Origin of the sequence: Bradyrhizobium ontarionense (assembly GCF_021088345.1) — a bacterium.
In the GTDB taxonomy this organism is placed as follows: Bacteria; Pseudomonadota; Alphaproteobacteria; order Rhizobiales; family Xanthobacteraceae; genus Bradyrhizobium; species Bradyrhizobium ontarionense.
Genome location: NZ_CP088156.1, coordinates 1397038 through 1411831, shown reverse-complemented (window position 1 = coordinate 1411831; position 14794 = coordinate 1397038). Strand labels below are relative to the sequence as shown.

Below are 14794 nucleotides of genomic sequence, written 5' to 3'. Positions count from 1 at the left end.
TCCCATCTGGGGCAAGCTGTCGCGTCAGAGACGCTGTCATCGCCCGCGAAGGCGGGCGATCCAGTAAACACTGGCTTCTCGAGTCTCACGAACGCCCCCGGCGTACTGGATGCCCCGCCTGCGCGGGGCATGACGATCTTGGTGCGGAGATCACCGCCTGCGCGGGCATGGCGGCAGAGATTGTTATTTTGTGCTCAGCCGCACGCCGAGCCGGCCTGCGAGATCCTGCGTGAACTGCCAGGCGACGCGACCTGATCGTGAGCCGCGCGTCGTGGCCCATTCCAGCGCCTCGCGCTCCAGCTCGTCCTCGGCCACCGCAATGCCGAAATGGCTGCAATAGCCTTTGACCATCGCGAGGTACTCGTCCTGGCTGCAGCGGTGGAAGCCGAGCCACAGACCGAAGCGGTCGGACAGTGAGACCTTCTCCTCGACGGCTTCGCCCGGATTGATCGCGGTCGAGCGCTCGTTCTCGATCATGTCGCGCGCCAGCAGATGGCGCCGATTCGAGGTCGCGTAGAGGATGACGTTTTCGGGACGCCCCTCGATGCCGCCTTCGAGGACGGCCTTCAGCGACTTGTAGGACGCGTCGTTGCCGTCGAACGACAGGTCGTCGCAGAACACGATGAAGCGGAACGACGACGCGCGCAGGATGTCCATCAGTGCCGGCAGGCTCTCGATGTCCTCGCGGTGAATCTCGATCAGCTTCAACCGGTCGGCGGGCTTGCGCGCGACGTTCAGGCTGGCGTGGGCGGCCTTCACCAGCGACGATTTGCCCATGCCGCGCGCGCCCCATAACAGGGCGTTGTTGGCGGGCAGGCCGTTGGCGAAACGCTCAGTGTTCTCGATCAGGATGTCGCGCATCCGGTCGATGCCCTTGAGCAGATCGATCTCGACGCGGCTGACGCGCGGCACCGTCGACAGCCGGCCGTTCGGATGCCAGACGAAGGCATCGGCTGCATCCAAATCCAGAGCTTGTGCTCCACCCGCACCGGTTGCTGCCAGGTGCGCCGCAATCGCCTCCAGCGCACGGGCGATCCGCCCAGCGGTGTCGTCGGAAGGAGGGGCGGCGGGACGTTTTGCCGCGACCTTGGCCGGCTTTTGCACGGAGGGCTTTGCGACGGGCCTGAAGACGGTCTTGGCGGAGGTTCGGGAGGGGGCTTTGGCTGGTTTTTTCGACATGCTGCAAGTTCCTGATGGGGCAGCCATATCGGGCCTCGCCGGCGGCCGCAAGCGGGGGTGAAATGGCGGGGCCGGACGCATTGCAATTAGGGCCGCGGCAGCTATATTCCGCGCGAAATTCGCAAGAGGCCGGCCCGCGCCGAGAAAAGCGTGGTTCGCCGGCTATTCCCGTCTCACGAGGCACAGGCCTACGAGGATCGACCGCATGCTGTTTACCCCTGCCTATGCCCAGGCCGCCGCCGGCGCCGGCGACACCAACAGCATGCTGATGTCGCTGCTGCCCTTCGCGCTGATCTTCGTGATCATGTATTTCCTGATCCTGCGGCCGCAGCAGAAGAAGGTCAAAGAGCACGCCGACCTCGTCAAGAACGTGCGCCGGGGCGACACGATCGTGACCCAGGGCGGTCTGGTCGGCAAGGTCACCAAGGTCGTCGACGACGATCAGGTGGAGTTCGAGATCGCCGACGGCATCCGCGTGCGGCAGATGCGGCAGATGATCACGGGTGTCCGCGCCAAGGGCGAGCCGGCAAAGGCCGAGGTCGCCAAGGACGACAAGAAGGACGAGAAGGCGGCGAGCTGATCGCGGCTTGGCCGATCTATCGCTTTCTTTCGGCTGATCTTTTCTTCGAAGTCCCGATTTGAAGGGCCGCCTGCGGCTCTGACCGACCACCTCACGGACCCACTCTCATGTTGTATTTCACGCGGTGGAAGGCGCTGGGCATCATCCTCACGGCGCTCGTGGTGTGCCTGTGCGCGGTGCCCAATTTCTTCCCGGAAGCGACGGTCAAGACCTGGCCGGCCTGGGCACAGCGTCACCTCGTGCTCGGCCTCGACCTGCAGGGCGGCTCCTATCTGCTGCTCGAGATCGATGCCAATTCGGTAAAGAAGGACCGGCTCCTGGCGATACAGGATGATGCGCGCCGCACGCTGCGCGACGCCAAGATCCGCTTCACCGGGGGTGTGGTCGTACGCAACGACGCAGTCGAGGCGCGCATCGCCGACCCGGCGGACGTGCCAAACGCGCTCGCCAAGCTACGCGATCTGTCCCAGCCGCTCGGCGGCCTGCTTGGCTCCAGCGGCCAGCGGAGCCTAGAGCTCACTGACGCTGGCGGTGGCTTGATCCGGATGACGATTCCGCAGGCCGCGATCACGGAGCGGATTCGTCTGGCCATCGAGCAGTCGATCCAGATCGTCGAACGCCGCATCAACGAGCTCGGTACTGTCGAGCCGCTGATCCAACGCCAGGGCACCGATCGTATCCTGGTGCAGGTCCCGGGTTTGCAGGACCCGACCCAGCTGAAGGAAATCCTTGGCAAGACCGCCAAGATGGAATTCCGTATGGTCGACTCGTCGGTGCCGCCCGACCAGGCGCTGCAGGGCAGGGTGCCGCCTGAATCCGAAGTGCTGCAGAGTGCGACGTCGCCCAACCAGCCCTATGTCGTGAAGAAGCAGGTGCTGGTTTCCGGTGGCGACCTCTCCGACGCGCAGACCGGTTTCGACCAGCGCAGCAACGAGCCGATCGTCAGCTTCCGCTTCAACAGTGCCGGCTCGCGCAAATTCGCGCAGGCCACGACCGAGAACGTCGGACAGCCCTTCGCGATCGTGCTCGACAACAGGGTCATCTCGGCGCCGGTCATCCGCGAGCCGATCACCGGCGGCTCGGGGCAGATCTCGGGCAATTTCACCGTGCAGTCCGCCAACGAGCTCGCGATCCTGCTGCGCGCCGGCGCGCTGCCGGCGCCGCTGACCGTGATCGAGGAGCGCACCGTCGGACCCGGTCTCGGCGCGGACTCGATCGCCAAGGGCGAGCTCGCGGCCTATGTCGGCTCGATCCTCGTCATCGTGTTCATGCTGGTGACCTACCGGCTGTTCGGCGTGTTCGCCAACATCGCCGTCGCCATCAACGTTGCCATGATCTTTGGCGTGCTGTCCCTGTTGAATGCGACGCTGACCCTGCCGGGCATCGCCGGCATCGTTTTGACGGTCGGTATCGCGGTCGACTCCAACGTGCTCATCTATGAGCGCATCCGCGAGGAGCTGCGCGGCGGCCGCAACGCGATCTCGGCGATCGACGCCGGCTTCAAGCGCGCGCTGTCGACCATTCTCGACTCCAACATCACGACCTTCATCGCCGCGGCGGTGCTGTTCTACATCGGCACCGGTCCGGTGCGCGGCTTCGCTGTGACGCTCGGCATCGGCATCCTCACCACGGTCTTCACCGCCTTCACGCTCACCCGCCTGATTGTGGCGGCCTGGGTGCGGTGGAAGCGGCCGCAAAGCGTGCCCATCTAGGAGCTAAAGTGACACATTGGATTCTCATCGGGCTTGGCATCCTGATCGCGGTGCTGACGGTGGTCAGCGCGCTCGGCCTGCTGCCGTCGCTGCGCATCGTTCCCGACGACACGCATTTCGATTTCACGCAGTTCCGCCGCATCAGCTTCCCGATCTCGGCGATGCTGTCGATCGTCGCGATCGTGCTGTTCTTCACGCATGGCCTGAACCTCGGGATCGACTTCAAGGGCGGTACCTTGCTCGAGGTCCGCGCCAAGTCGGGCACTGCCGACATTGCCGGCATGCGCTCGACGCTGGGCGGCCTCAATCTCGGCGAGGTGCAACTGCAGCAGTTCGGCGGTCCCGCCGATGTTCTGATCCGCGTCGCCGAGCAGCCGGGCGGCGAGAACGCGCAGCAGGAGGCCGTCAATAAGGTGCGTGCCGCCCTCGGCGATGCTGTCGAATACAGGCGTGTCGAGGTCTTAGGCGCCCGCGTCTCCGGCGAGCTGCTCGCCTACGGCATGCTCGGCCTGATGCTCGCGATCGTCTCGATCCTGATCTATCTCTGGTTCCGGTTCGAATGGCAGTTCGCGCTCGGCGCCATGATCGCCAACGTCCACGACATCGTGCTGACGATCGGCTTCATGTCGGTCAGCCAGGTCGATTTCGACCTCACCAGCATCGCGGCGCTCCTGACCATTCTCGGCTATTCGCTCAACGACACCGTCGTCATCTACGACCGGATCCGCGAGATGCTGCGGCGCTACAAGAAGATGCCGATGCCGCAGCTGCTCAACGAGTCCATCAACTCGACGCTGTCGCGCTCGATCATCACCCACGTCACGGTGACCCTGGCGCTGCTCGCGCTGCTGCTGTTCGGCGGAACCGCGATCCACAGCTTCACCGCCGTGATGATGTTCGGCGTCGTGCTGGTCGGCACCTACACCTCGATCTTCATCGCCGCGCCGATCCTGATCTATCTCGGCGTCGGAGCCGTTCGCGGTGATCAGGCCGACGAGCCGAAGAAGAAGTCGTGACCAGCCGTTGGACCCGAACCGGGGCTGAAAGGTTGGTCTCGGATGGCAGCTTCTGACGATACACCGCATTTCCCGCGATCGGCGTCGATCGACGGCTACGGCAACGGTGGCTTCGCCTTTGCCGACATGTCGCATCGCGGCTCGCTGTTGTGCCTGCCCGATTCGATCTGGGCCTGGGACGTCACTCAGCCTGGTCAGATCGACCGCTACTCGCTGCAGCGGATCTTCGACGCCGCGAACAGAATCGACACGCTGATCGTGGGAACCGGAACCGAGGTCTGGATTCCGCCGGCGCCGCTGCGCGCGGCGCTGCGCGGCGTGAACGTCGTGCTCGATGCCATGCAGACCGGGCCTGCGATCCGCACCTACAATGTCATGATCGGCGAGCGTCGGCGGGTTGCGGCGGCGCTCATTGCCGTCCCATGATCGAGAAGAGCTTCGGCAGCGACGCCGCATTCTGTGCGGGCCTGGTGCGCGAGCATGATTTCGACCGCTATGCATCGACGCTGTTCGTCGCGCCGGAGATCCGGCGTGCCTTGCTGTCGCTGTATGCATTCAACGTCGAGGTGACCCGGATTCGTGATCTCGTGTCCCAGCCGCTGCCGGGTGAAGTCCGTCTGCAATGGTGGCGCGACACGCTGGCCGGCGACGAGCATGGTGGGGTCGAGGGCAATCCGGTGGCTGCCGAACTGCTGCTCACGGTGCAGCGCTTCTCGCTGCCGCTTGAGCGCCTGACACGCCTGATCGACGAACATCAGTTCGATCTCTACAACGATCCGATGCCGACCATGGCCGCGCTGGACGGCTATCTCGGCGACACTCGAGGAGCCCTGTTCGCGCTCGCTGTGCGGATCGTCGCGCCGCCCTCGGCAGATACAGACCATCTGGCCCACCACGCCGGCATCGCGCAGGGAATTCTGCAGGTGATCGCCTCACTTGCGCGGGATGCTGCGCACCGGCAGCTCTACGTACCGCTCGATCTTCTCGCGCGACACGATGTCAAGCAGGAGGAGATCTTCGCGGGCAAGGCAACGCCCGCGATCCGGACGATGTTGACCGACCTGCGCGGCGAGGCGCGCCAACATCTCGATCGCGCGCTGGAGCTGGCGAGCGAAGCGCCGCCCTCGGTCCGCACCATCCTGCTGCCGCTCGCACTCGTGCGTCGTGATCTCGCACGCGCCGAGCGACATCGCGATGATGACCCGTTTCAGCACCAGGCACGCTCGCACCTGGCGACGCTATGGACGCTGTGGCGCGCCGCGAGGACGGCGCGTTTTCAACGGCGTTGAGGCTCCGATCACTCAAGCTGATGGGATCGAATCCCACAGTGGCGGGCTGTGCCGCAGCATCGGCATCTCCGGCTGCTCCCTCCGGTGGATCGTGCAGCGGGTGTCCCACACGACCAGATCCCCGGGGCGACACGCATAGGCCCAAGTGAATTCGGGCCGCTCGGCAAGCTGCCAGAGGTCGTCGAGCAATGCGTCCGATTCGGCGAGCCCGAGTCCGACGGCATAGGCGTTGCGGCGTTGACCGAGTGCCAGCATCGAGCGGCCGGTGTCGGGATGAAGGCCGACGAGCGGATGAACGGCACCTGCGAAGGTGGTGCGGCGACCGTCATCGGAGACGTCGCTCGACAAATGGCGAATTTTCAGATGAGCCACTTGGCTGCGCAATGCGGGCGACAGCGCATCATAGGCGGCGTAGAGGCTGCAGAACGATAGCCTGTCGCCCTGCATGGTGCCGTGGGGCGTGTAGAGCAGGTCGGCATGACCGAAGCGCCGGCTGAACGCGGCGATGTCGCGATCGCTGAGACGCTGGCCGCGCACGAGCAGGACCTGGTGCTTGAGCAGGGCGCGCATGAACGAGGCGAACGCCCAATCGTCGAACGATCTGAGATCGACATTGCAGACTTCGGCACCGAGCGACTTTCCTGTCGGGATGACCTTGATGAGGCTGCTTTCGGCGCTTCGAGCAACGTTGCTTCTGAGACTCACTTGCGTCATCTCCCAAGTTTCACCAGCGCTGCAAATCAACCACCGTAATTTGTCGGGGTTGTTTCGGCTCGGAGGCAATTCGCGGAAGGATCGCGGCACGATCTGCCGATTGTCGGCACAGTCTGCCGCTCTGAGTCAGAAGTTGGACGCTTCAAGGCGGCGCTCGGAGAAATATCGAGCAACCTGCAACTCAATCGCAGGCAACGTGCTGCGCGAACGGGCGCCAAGCCTCGCTCTGACGAATCAGTGTGGGCGCTCGGCGCCCTTGATCTGGGTTCGATGCATGATTCGCCGCGCATGATCATCGAACGGATCACGCCGATGCATCGTGCAGCGGTTGTCCCAGATGACGAGATCGCCGACCTTCCACGCATGCTCCCAGGCGAATTCCGAGCGCGCGACATAGGTCCACAACTCGTCCAGCAGCGCTTCCGATTCGGCGAGGTCGAGACCCACCAGATACGCGTTGCGCCGGCGGCCGAGATAAAGCATCTGGCGGCCGGAATCGGGATGGGTGCAGACGAGCGGATGGATCGCGCCCGGCGAGGTCCGCGGATCGTCGGTCGGCGTCACGCCCTGGCGCACGAAGCCGCCGCTGTTGTAGGTGCCGTCGTGCTTGATCTTCAGATCTGCGATACGGCGCTTAAGGTCAGATGGAAGTGCATCGTACACGGCGTACATGCTGCAGAACGAAGTGTTGCCGCCGACCGGCGGAATCTCCAACGCATACAGCGCGCTCGCGATCGGCGGGGTGTCGAGATACGACATGTCAGTGTGCCACACGGCCTCTCCCGCGCCCAGACTGCCGATCGCCTCGCCATCCACCTTCACATTCGAGACGATGTAGATTTCGGGCAGACCGTCGACGAAGCGCCGGCCGTTCTCCTGCACGGGCGCCCAGTCGAGATCGCCAAAGCGGCGGCTGAAGGCGATGAGATCCTGATCGGAGAGACTCTGTCCGCGCACCAGCAGCACCGAGTGCGCGTGGAAGGCGCCGAGAAGGGCTGTGAACGCCGAATCGTCCAGATGCTTCAGATCGACGTTGCGGATTTCGGCGCCCAACGGTCCGCCCGTCTGGACAATCTCGACAGGTGAGGAATGGGAGGCTGCTTGCACGCTGGTCTCAATGTCCATCGCCCGTGTCCTCGCCAATCGATGCCGTGTGGTCTGAATATATAGCGGCTTCTCCCCGAAATCACAGGCCGCCGGATCATCGGGGCACGTCGCTCAGGCCGACGGCAGCTTCAGGTCCGCTTCGAAATTGAACCGGTCGCGCAGGTTCTTCCGGGAGTCGAGGATGTCCTTGAGGAACGCGCGATCGCTGTCGCTCGTGATCATCGGCTCGATCAGGTCGAGCTGGTTCATCGCGACCAGTTGCAGGAGCTCGGTGCGCGGCCGGCCGCTGGCGTCGCGCGGCAGGGCGTGCACCACCTGGATGTGCTCCGGCGGTTTTGGGCCCTTGGCCGACGCCAGCTCGTTTTGCAATTGAGTTTCAAGCGCAGACTGTTCCGCCTCGACGAAGGCATAGAGGCCCACGCCGGTGCGGCGGTCGGCGAAGGCGACGATCGCGGCATCGCGCACGCCGGGATTTTTGCGAATCATTTCCACCAGGACCGGTGCGTCGTTCACAAGGCGCCGTCCTCCGCCCTCGCGGTCGGTGAAGTTGAAGATGCCGCGCGTGATCCCGCGGTAGACCTTCTTGCCGGTCATCAGCCAGATCCGCGCGAACAGCGATTTGCGCGCCAGGATCTTGCGTTCCCTCGGCGTCAGCGCTTCGGGCGCGTAAGTCCGCTTGTGCTTGAGGAGATGGCGCAGGTCCTCATAGGCCGCGATCCGGAACAGCCGGCTGCGGCTCGAGAAGCACGCCGCCAGTTGAAAGTCCGTCACGTAGCAATGGCCGTCATGGCCGACCAACCAGTTCTGTTCCTTCGCAAGGTCGTTGTGCGTGATGCCGGCGCGATGCAGCCGGCGCATCATCTGCTTGGCCGAGCGGAAATAGGCGACGTTGCCGTGCGGCTTGGCGAGATGCAGCGCCACGCCGTTGATGAAGCCGCGCACCAGGGCACGATCTCCCGCCCACAACAGATCGGGACCGGCATTCAGCCCCTTGGCGCGCGTCAGCGCTTTGCGCTCGCGTGCGAAGAGATGGCGCGCCAGCACGAACGACCACCACGGCACCTCGTCGAGCCGGCGCAGCACGGCGTCCACCGCGCCGCTCTCGCGGACGAAACGGCCGCGCTCGACGGTCGAGAACACGTCGCGCTTGAGCAGCACACCTTCGCTCCAGCGCGCCGCCAACAAGGCAGAGTCATTGTTCGGCAAGCTCATCGTACTCTCACGCAGCGGCCGCGACACGCAGATGGTCGGCGATCCAGCGATCGAGATCCGCCAAGGCGCGGGCACTCAGCGCCTGCTTCTTGGCGACCGTCTTCTCGTTGCCTTTCAAGCGCGTGCCGTCCGGCTTTTTGGTGGGGGCCGCCGCCAGCGGCGGGAACAGGCCGAAATTGATGTTCATCGGCTGGAACGAGCGTGTCGCGCCATCGATCGTCTCGATATGGCCGCCGGTGATGTGGCCGAGCAGGGCGCCGAGCGCCGTGGTCGGCGGCGGCGGCAGCAGATTTGTGCTGCGCGACTCAGCAGCGGCGTAGAGGCCCGCAATGAGGCCGATGCTCGCCGACTCGACGTATCCCTCGCATCCCGTCATCTGGCCGGCAAAGCGCAGCCGCGGCTGCGCGCGCAGGCGCAGCTGCACGTCGAGCAGTTTCGGCGAGTTGAGGAAGGTGTTGCGGTGCAGGCCGCCGAGCCGCGCGAATTCCGCGTTTTCGAGACCGGGGATCGTTCGGAAGACCTGCTGCTGCGCGCCGTATTTCAGCTTCGTCTGGAAGCCGACCATGTTGTAGAGCGTGCCGAGCTTGTTGTCCTGGCGCAGCTGCACGATCGCGTAAGGTTTGACCGTCGGATTGTGCGAATTGGTGAGGCCTACCGGCTTCATCGGACCATGGCGCAGCGTCTCGTGACCGCGCTCGGCCATGACCTCGACCGGCAGGCAGCCGTCGAAATAGGGGGTATTAGTCTCCCAGTCCTTGAAGTCGGTCTTCTCGCCCGCGAGCAGTGCCGCGACGAAGGCGTCGTACTGCTCCTTGGTCATCGGGCAGTTGATGTAGTCAGCGCCCGTGCCGCCCGGGCCGACCTTGTCATAGCGCGACTGGAACCAGGCGACCGACATGTCGATCGTGTCCTTGTGCACGATCGGCGCGATCGCGTCGAAGAAGGCGAGTGCGGTCTCGTCCGTCAGCGAGCGGATCGCTTCGGCCAGTGGCTGTGCGGTGAGCGGCCCGGTGGCGACGATGACGTTGCCCCATTCCGCAGGCGGCAGGCCTGTGATTTCGCCGCGGCGCAGCTGGATGCGCGGATGCGCCTCCAGCGCCGCTGCCACGGCTGCCGAGAAGCCCTCGCGGTCGACTGCCAACGCGCCGCCGGCCGGGACCTGATTGGCGTCAGCGGCGCGCATGATCAGCGAACCGAGTCGGCGCATCTCGGCGTGCAGGAGGCCGACCGCGTTATTTGCGGCATCGTCGGAGCGGAACGAGTTGGAGCAGACGAGCTCTGCCGGAGAGGCGGTCCGGTGCGCCTCGGTCATGCGCTCGGGCCGCATTTCGTGCAGAACGACGTCGACGCCCGCTTCAGCCAGCTGCCACGCGGCTTCGGATCCGGCGAGTCCGGCGCCCACCACGTGAACGGAATTGGAAGGTGATTTGGTCCCTGTCATGCGCGGGACAGGTAGCGCTTTTCCTGACCGGTGCAAATGCGCCAGTGACTTCCAGCGCCAAGAAAGCGGGGCCGCCTGCCAGCCGCTTCGCGCGAGGCCTAGAAACGGCAACGCCCGCAGCGAGGCGGGCGATGTCGGGTAGAAATCGGAAACGGGCTGATCAGCCGTTGTAGTGTCCGGCGGCAACGCGCGGAATGTCCGACCGGTCGAGACCGATGTCGGCAAGTTCGCGGTCGCTGAGCTGCGACAGCTCGGCAACGTTGCGCTGATACTCACGGAACGCCTGAACCATGCGGATGAGCGAGAGCAACATGGGAATTTCTCCTTAGATTCACGATTCAACTCTTCGTCAGAGCCTCATCGTTGGAATGAACATAGGAGAGATTGTTGCGATGCAGAAGCGCTGATGTTGCGATGCAGCTAAACCGTCGACGCATAGCTTGCGTAACTCTTGAGTAAGAATCGGGCAGGGGCGCCCGGCGGCTGGGCTGGGCCCGAAAAGCCCCGTATTCATGCGTATTTGCAATCGTGAGATCGCATTTGCTGATGGAGCGACTGTCTCCTGCGCCCTGGAGCGGTGAGGACTTACCGACTCTCCGGGCCACACGGGCGCATGGGTATGCGCGTATGAATTATTATTCACTCTTTAAGCCTGCGCCTTTGAACAACTGTTCCTGATCACGCATTTCTCGCGGCGAGTTCATTCGTGATCCTCGGTTGGGCATGCGACAAAGTGTCGCGGCGTCCGGCAATGATGCCGACGCCGTCGCACCAGCGAGGAAGAACAATGATGAGGAAACTGTTGGGGGCCGCGCTCGTGACCGCGGCGATGGCCGCGTTCGGGCCGGTCCAGGCGGCGAAAATGCACAGCGCCGGCTGCAGCGGGGCCAATCTGGAAAAGACCGAGACGGCCATCGAGGCGATGGCCGATGGCGATGCCAGATATACGGCACAGAAAGAGATCGCGGCTGCCCAGGACGCGCTGCTCAGCGGCAAGATGGGCGCCTGTGGCATGCACCTCACCAAGGCCATGCACGCCGGAGAGATGAAGTAGCAGCTGCATCTCGCACATCATCGAACGACCGGCCGGTCGCGCCAACGCGATCGGCCTCTTTCATGGATGATCCAGCTACGGCGCGCGCGCCAGTTGGGTCGCGAAGGTCGCGATCGTTCGCGCATAGACGTCGCTCTTGTTCCACTGCTGGATGACTGCGAAGTTGGGGCTGCCGGGCTCCCAATCCTTGCCGCGCTGCCAGCCGTAGCCCTTCAGATAGTTCGCCGTCGAAGCCAGCACGTCGGGCGCGCTGCGGATCAGGTCGCGCCGCCCGTTGCCGTCGAAATCGACCGCGTATTTGATCCAGGATGATGGCATGAACTGCGTCTGGCCGATCTCGCCAGCCCAGGCGCCGCGCATCTCTGACGGCGCCAGATCGCCGCGATCGAGGATGCGCAGCGCATCCAGCAACTCGCCGCGGAACTGCTCCGCGCGACGGCAATCATAGGCCAGCGTCGCCAGCGCGCGGATGGTCGGAAACTTGCCGACATTGACGCCGAAATCGGTCTCCAGTCCCCAGATCGCGACCAGCACCTCGCCGGGCACGCCGTAGCTCTGCTCGATCCGCGACAGCACGGAGCCATACTGCTTCAGCATGTTGGAACCCCGGGTGAGGCGCGGCGGCACCATGCGGCCGGAGAACTCCTCGAAGGTCTGGCTGAATACCTTCTGGCCATGGTCGCGGTTGAGCACGGTCTGGTCGGGCGTCAGGCCGGTCAGCGCCGCGTTCAGCGCGTTTTGCGAGATGCCCTTGCCCGCGGCCTCAGTCTTGAAGTCGGCGAGCCAGGCATCGAAACCGCCGGTTCCGCAGGCACCAGCCGCACGCGCCGGCACGGAGAAGGTCATCAGGACAGCGAGGCAGGCAAACGCAGCGGCGGAGCGAGCGGAAATCATCGAAACACCTGGACGGCAATGGATTCAAAAAGGATATGGGGAGAACTCCATGTCGGGCGTAACCGCGGCAGCAACAAGGCCTTTCGATCACATTGGCGTCGGTTTTCGTGAGGCCCTGCGCGCCCTGCGGCTTCCAGCATCCTTTTCGAGGGCCGGTATGGCGACCGCCGGCCCATGGGCCGGCGGCAACCACGACTCCGTCCGTTGATCTTGCTCACATCCGGTCGCGCGACCGCCACGGGAACAGGTTCGCCGGGAAATCGGCCGCGGGCTTGGATCCCCGTGGGGCCGGCGGCAGCATCGGCGCGGCGTCGGGATGGATCGCGATGGCCTCGCGATAGAGATGCCAGGTGGCGTGGCCGAGGACCGGGATCACGACGGCCAGTCCGAGGAAGAACGGGATCGTGCCTGCGACGAGCAGCGCGGCCACGATGAGGCCCCAGGCTGCGACCGGTATCGGATTTTGGGCCACCACCCGCAGCGAGGTCACCATGGCCTCGAGCGCGCCGGCATGGCGGTCCAGCATCAGCGGAAACGAGACGACGCTCAGGCACAGGGCCAGCAGTGCAAACAGGAACCCGGCGCCGCAGCCGACCGCGATCAGCCACCAGCCTTGCGGCGTCGTGAACACGCGTACCAGGAAGTCGGTGGCGCTGGTCGCGCCGCCATAGCCGAACACCGCCACGTAGATGGCCTGCGCCGTCGCCACCCAGGTGACGAACAGGGCGAGGAGCAGCGTGCCGAGCCCAAGCATCGAGCCGAACGACGGCGAGCGCACCACCTCGAAAGCATCCCAGGCGCTGGCCTCCTCGCCGCGGTCGCGGCGGCTGCTGAGTTCGTAGAGGCCGAGTGCCGCGAACGGACCGAGCAAGGCAAAACCGGCCGCCAGCGGGAACAGCAGCGGCACCACCGCATAGCCGAACACTGCGCGCGCCAGCACGAGGCCGAGCACGGGATAGATCGCGCACAGCATCACGGCGTGGCTCGGAACGGCCTTGAAGTCGTCCCAGCCGAGCCGCAGCGCGCGCATCAGGCTCGAAAAGTCGATCGTGCGGATCGTGATCTCGGCTGCGACCTCGTCCGCAGGCCGAACGTGTGCAGCGACATTGCTGTGATAGGTGGCCATCGTCGTTCGCTCCCTCATGTGTCATGGGGCGCTTCCCAACCACGCAAGCCGGGCTGCGCTTGTCGTTGGACGGAGTCGCGAACGGCCAGACGCGACGAACCTCGGGACGGCCATTCGCGAACGGAAGCTATAAAGATAGTGACAAACGGTGCTGCGCCTACTCACGCCTCGGTGAGCGCTGTGAATGCCGCAGTGCATTAGACCGGCGCACCCGCGCAGAAGCGGCCCATGGCCCGATAAAGTCATTCCGCCGTCATTCCGCCTTGGGTAAGCTTCACATTCGTCGCCGTGTTCGCGTTGGCAGGCCACGGCGGTGGGCGGAGAGGCTCCGACGGGCGTCTCTGCAACGGAACACCGCCGGCCGAGTTCTTCATACGATCACTATCCATTGGGAGCCATTGATGAGCGTTTTCGGAAAGATCATGGGCGCGATTTTCGGCCATCACGCCGAGGCTGCGCCGGCTGGCGGCAGCACGCCGGCCGCGGGCGGCAGCGCGCCGACGGCGGACAGCACGGCTGCTGCAGCGCAAAACGTCGACGTGGCTGCGATCGTGGACAAGGCCGCGGCCGCCAAGCACGAGAAGCTGGAATGGCGAACCTCGATCGTCGACCTGATGAAGGCGCTCGACATCGACTCGAGCCTCGCGGCGCGCAAGGAGCTCGCCAAGGAGCTCGGCTACAGCGGCGACACCAACGATTCCGCCAGCATGAACGTGTGGCTGCACAAGCAGGTCATGAGCAAGCTCGCAGCCAATGGCGGCAAGCTGCCGCCCGAGATCAAGCACTGATCCGGCGCGCGCCGGAGCCGAAAAGCGAAAGGCCCGCCATCGCGCGGGCCTTTGTTTCGTGTCGCGTCGTTTCCTGTCGCGTCGTGTTGTGCAGCGTCGTTCAGTCCGACCGTGCCCGAACGTCTCAGGCGTGCACGAATCCGGCGCGCTGCCAGGCCTCGGCGTGCAACTGGTCGCGGCTGAAGCCGATGTCGTACAGGGTGCGCTCGTCGAGCTGGTCGAGATAGGCGAGCTGCGTGCGGTAATGAACGTAGCGCTTGAGAGCGTCGAAAATAGCGGCGATGAACATGAGCCTCTCCCCATTGGTCTGGTTGTTTGTACGGCGGGGAATTGCTGATCCATGCAGGTAGCCATTGCGTTAAAGACCGGGCTGCAATCGCGCCGGTCGGTAGTTCTACGGCCCCGTCAGGCCATGATGTCCCTGTTTTCGGGATGCTCGTGAAGGTAATCGGCGACGAAGCCGCAGCCCGCGATGACCTTGCGCCCGTCGGCGCGGATGAGTTCGAGCGCGCCCTTGACGAGCTCTGAGCCGATGCCGCGGCCCCGCAGGGGCAGCGGGGTCTCGGTATGGGTGATGACGACCGCCTGCGGCGTCACGCGGTAGTTCGCGAAGGCGATCCTGCCCTCGATGTCGAGCTCGAAGCGGCTCTCGGCCCTATTGTCGCGAACGGTCGTCATGGTC

The 14794-nt window shown here is 64.7% G+C and carries 17 protein-coding genes; 7 read left to right on the top strand and 10 right to left on the bottom strand.

What is annotated here, in order from left to right; genetic code table 11:
* Nucleotides 1–183: 183 nt before the first annotated feature.
* Entirely contained in the window at nucleotides 184–1179 is a 996-nt protein-coding gene (locus tag LQG66_RS06235; protein ID WP_231324463.1) for an ATP-binding protein, read from the bottom strand.
* Nucleotides 1180–1384: 205 nt separating this feature from the next.
* On the opposite strand from LQG66_RS06235, the gene yajC reads away from it, so the two are divergent.
* The 5 genes from yajC to LQG66_RS06210 all read left to right on the top strand — a co-directional run bounded on the left by yajC (nucleotide 1385) and on the right by LQG66_RS06210 (nucleotide 5776).
* A complete protein-coding gene (yajC, locus tag LQG66_RS06230; RefSeq protein WP_231324461.1) occupies nucleotides 1385–1759 on the top strand; it encodes a preprotein translocase subunit YajC in 375 nt (124 codons plus the stop codon).
* A 107-nt stretch (nucleotides 1760–1866) separates the two neighbouring features.
* Nucleotides 1867–3471 (top strand): protein translocase subunit SecD, encoded by a 1605-nt coding sequence (gene secD, locus LQG66_RS06225; RefSeq protein ID WP_231324459.1) that lies wholly within the window; start codon nucleotides 1867–1869, stop codon nucleotides 3469–3471.
* Between the two features lie 8 nt (nucleotides 3472–3479).
* Nucleotides 3480–4487 (top strand): protein translocase subunit SecF, encoded by a 1008-nt coding sequence (gene secF, locus LQG66_RS06220; RefSeq protein WP_231324457.1) that lies wholly within the window; start codon nucleotides 3480–3482, stop codon nucleotides 4485–4487.
* A 42-nt stretch (nucleotides 4488–4529) separates the two neighbouring features.
* Nucleotides 4530–4913: an Mth938-like domain-containing protein gene (locus tag LQG66_RS06215; protein WP_231324454.1), complete on the top strand. Its 384-nt coding sequence runs from the start codon at nucleotides 4530–4532 to the stop codon at nucleotides 4911–4913.
* A complete protein-coding gene (locus LQG66_RS06210) occupies nucleotides 4910–5776 on the top strand; it encodes a phytoene/squalene synthase family protein (RefSeq protein ID WP_231324452.1) in 867 nt (288 codons plus the stop codon). The genes LQG66_RS06215 and LQG66_RS06210 overlap by 4 nt, the downstream gene beginning before the upstream one ends.
* Nucleotides 5777–5788: 12 nt before the next feature.
* Here the strand turns inward: LQG66_RS06210 and LQG66_RS06205 are convergent, their stop codons facing one another.
* The 5 genes from LQG66_RS06205 to LQG66_RS06185 form a co-directional block, all read right to left on the bottom strand.
* Complete coding sequence (locus LQG66_RS06205) at nucleotides 5789–6481, bottom strand: TauD/TfdA dioxygenase family protein (RefSeq protein ID WP_345778935.1); 693 nt, start codon at nucleotides 6479–6481, stop codon at nucleotides 5789–5791.
* A gap of 243 nt (nucleotides 6482–6724) precedes the next feature.
* Nucleotides 6725–7615, bottom strand: coding sequence for a TauD/TfdA dioxygenase family protein (locus LQG66_RS06200; RefSeq protein ID WP_231324448.1), 891 nt, complete (start codon nucleotides 7613–7615; stop codon nucleotides 6725–6727).
* Nucleotides 7616–7708: 93 nt separating this feature from the next.
* The gene (locus tag LQG66_RS06195; RefSeq protein WP_231324445.1) at nucleotides 7709–8809 is read right to left on the bottom strand and encodes an AMP-binding enzyme; all 1101 of its coding nucleotides are present in this window, start codon (nucleotides 8807–8809) and stop codon (nucleotides 7709–7711) included.
* A gap of 7 nt (nucleotides 8810–8816) precedes the next feature.
* Complete coding sequence (gene trmFO, locus LQG66_RS06190; protein WP_231324442.1) at nucleotides 8817–10250, bottom strand: methylenetetrahydrofolate--tRNA-(uracil(54)-C(5))-methyltransferase (FADH(2)-oxidizing) TrmFO; 1434 nt, start codon at nucleotides 10248–10250, stop codon at nucleotides 8817–8819.
* A gap of 160 nt (nucleotides 10251–10410) precedes the next feature.
* Nucleotides 10411–10563, bottom strand: coding sequence for a DUF1127 domain-containing protein (locus LQG66_RS06185; RefSeq protein WP_006614327.1), 153 nt, complete (start codon nucleotides 10561–10563; stop codon nucleotides 10411–10413).
* Nucleotides 10564–11037: 474 nt separating this feature from the next.
* On the opposite strand from LQG66_RS06185, the gene LQG66_RS06180 reads away from it, so the two are divergent.
* On the top strand, nucleotides 11038–11304 hold the full coding sequence (locus tag LQG66_RS06180; protein WP_231324440.1) for a hypothetical protein: 267 nt from the start codon (nucleotides 11038–11040) through the stop codon (nucleotides 11302–11304).
* Nucleotides 11305–11379: 75 nt separating this feature from the next.
* On the opposite strand, the gene LQG66_RS06175 is transcribed toward LQG66_RS06180, so the two are convergent.
* On the bottom strand, nucleotides 11380–12150 hold the full coding sequence (locus LQG66_RS06175) for a lytic murein transglycosylase (RefSeq protein WP_425601330.1): 771 nt from the start codon (nucleotides 12148–12150) through the stop codon (nucleotides 11380–11382).
* A 262-nt stretch (nucleotides 12151–12412) separates the two neighbouring features.
* Nucleotides 12413–13324: a DUF2189 domain-containing protein gene (locus LQG66_RS06170; RefSeq protein WP_231324435.1), complete on the bottom strand. Its 912-nt coding sequence runs from the start codon at nucleotides 13322–13324 to the stop codon at nucleotides 12413–12415.
* Between the two features lie 401 nt (nucleotides 13325–13725).
* Here LQG66_RS06170 and LQG66_RS06165 point away from each other — a divergent pair, with 401 nt between their 5' ends.
* Nucleotides 13726–14112 carry a DUF3597 domain-containing protein gene (locus LQG66_RS06165; RefSeq protein ID WP_231324433.1) on the top strand — a complete coding sequence of 129 codons (387 nt, stop codon included), beginning with the start codon at nucleotides 13726–13728 and terminating at the stop codon, nucleotides 14110–14112.
* A gap of 124 nt (nucleotides 14113–14236) precedes the next feature.
* Here LQG66_RS06165 and LQG66_RS06160 read toward each other — a convergent pair whose 3' ends face one another.
* Together LQG66_RS06160 and LQG66_RS06155 are read right to left on the bottom strand one after the other, a co-directional pair.
* Nucleotides 14237–14401 (bottom strand): YjiS-like domain-containing protein, encoded by a 165-nt coding sequence (locus LQG66_RS06160; RefSeq protein WP_231324431.1) that lies wholly within the window; start codon nucleotides 14399–14401, stop codon nucleotides 14237–14239.
* Nucleotides 14402–14517: 116 nt separating this feature from the next.
* The gene (locus LQG66_RS06155) at nucleotides 14518–14790 is read right to left on the bottom strand and encodes a GNAT family N-acetyltransferase (RefSeq protein ID WP_231324429.1); all 273 of its coding nucleotides are present in this window, start codon (nucleotides 14788–14790) and stop codon (nucleotides 14518–14520) included.
* Between the last annotated feature and the right edge of the window lie 4 nt (nucleotides 14791–14794).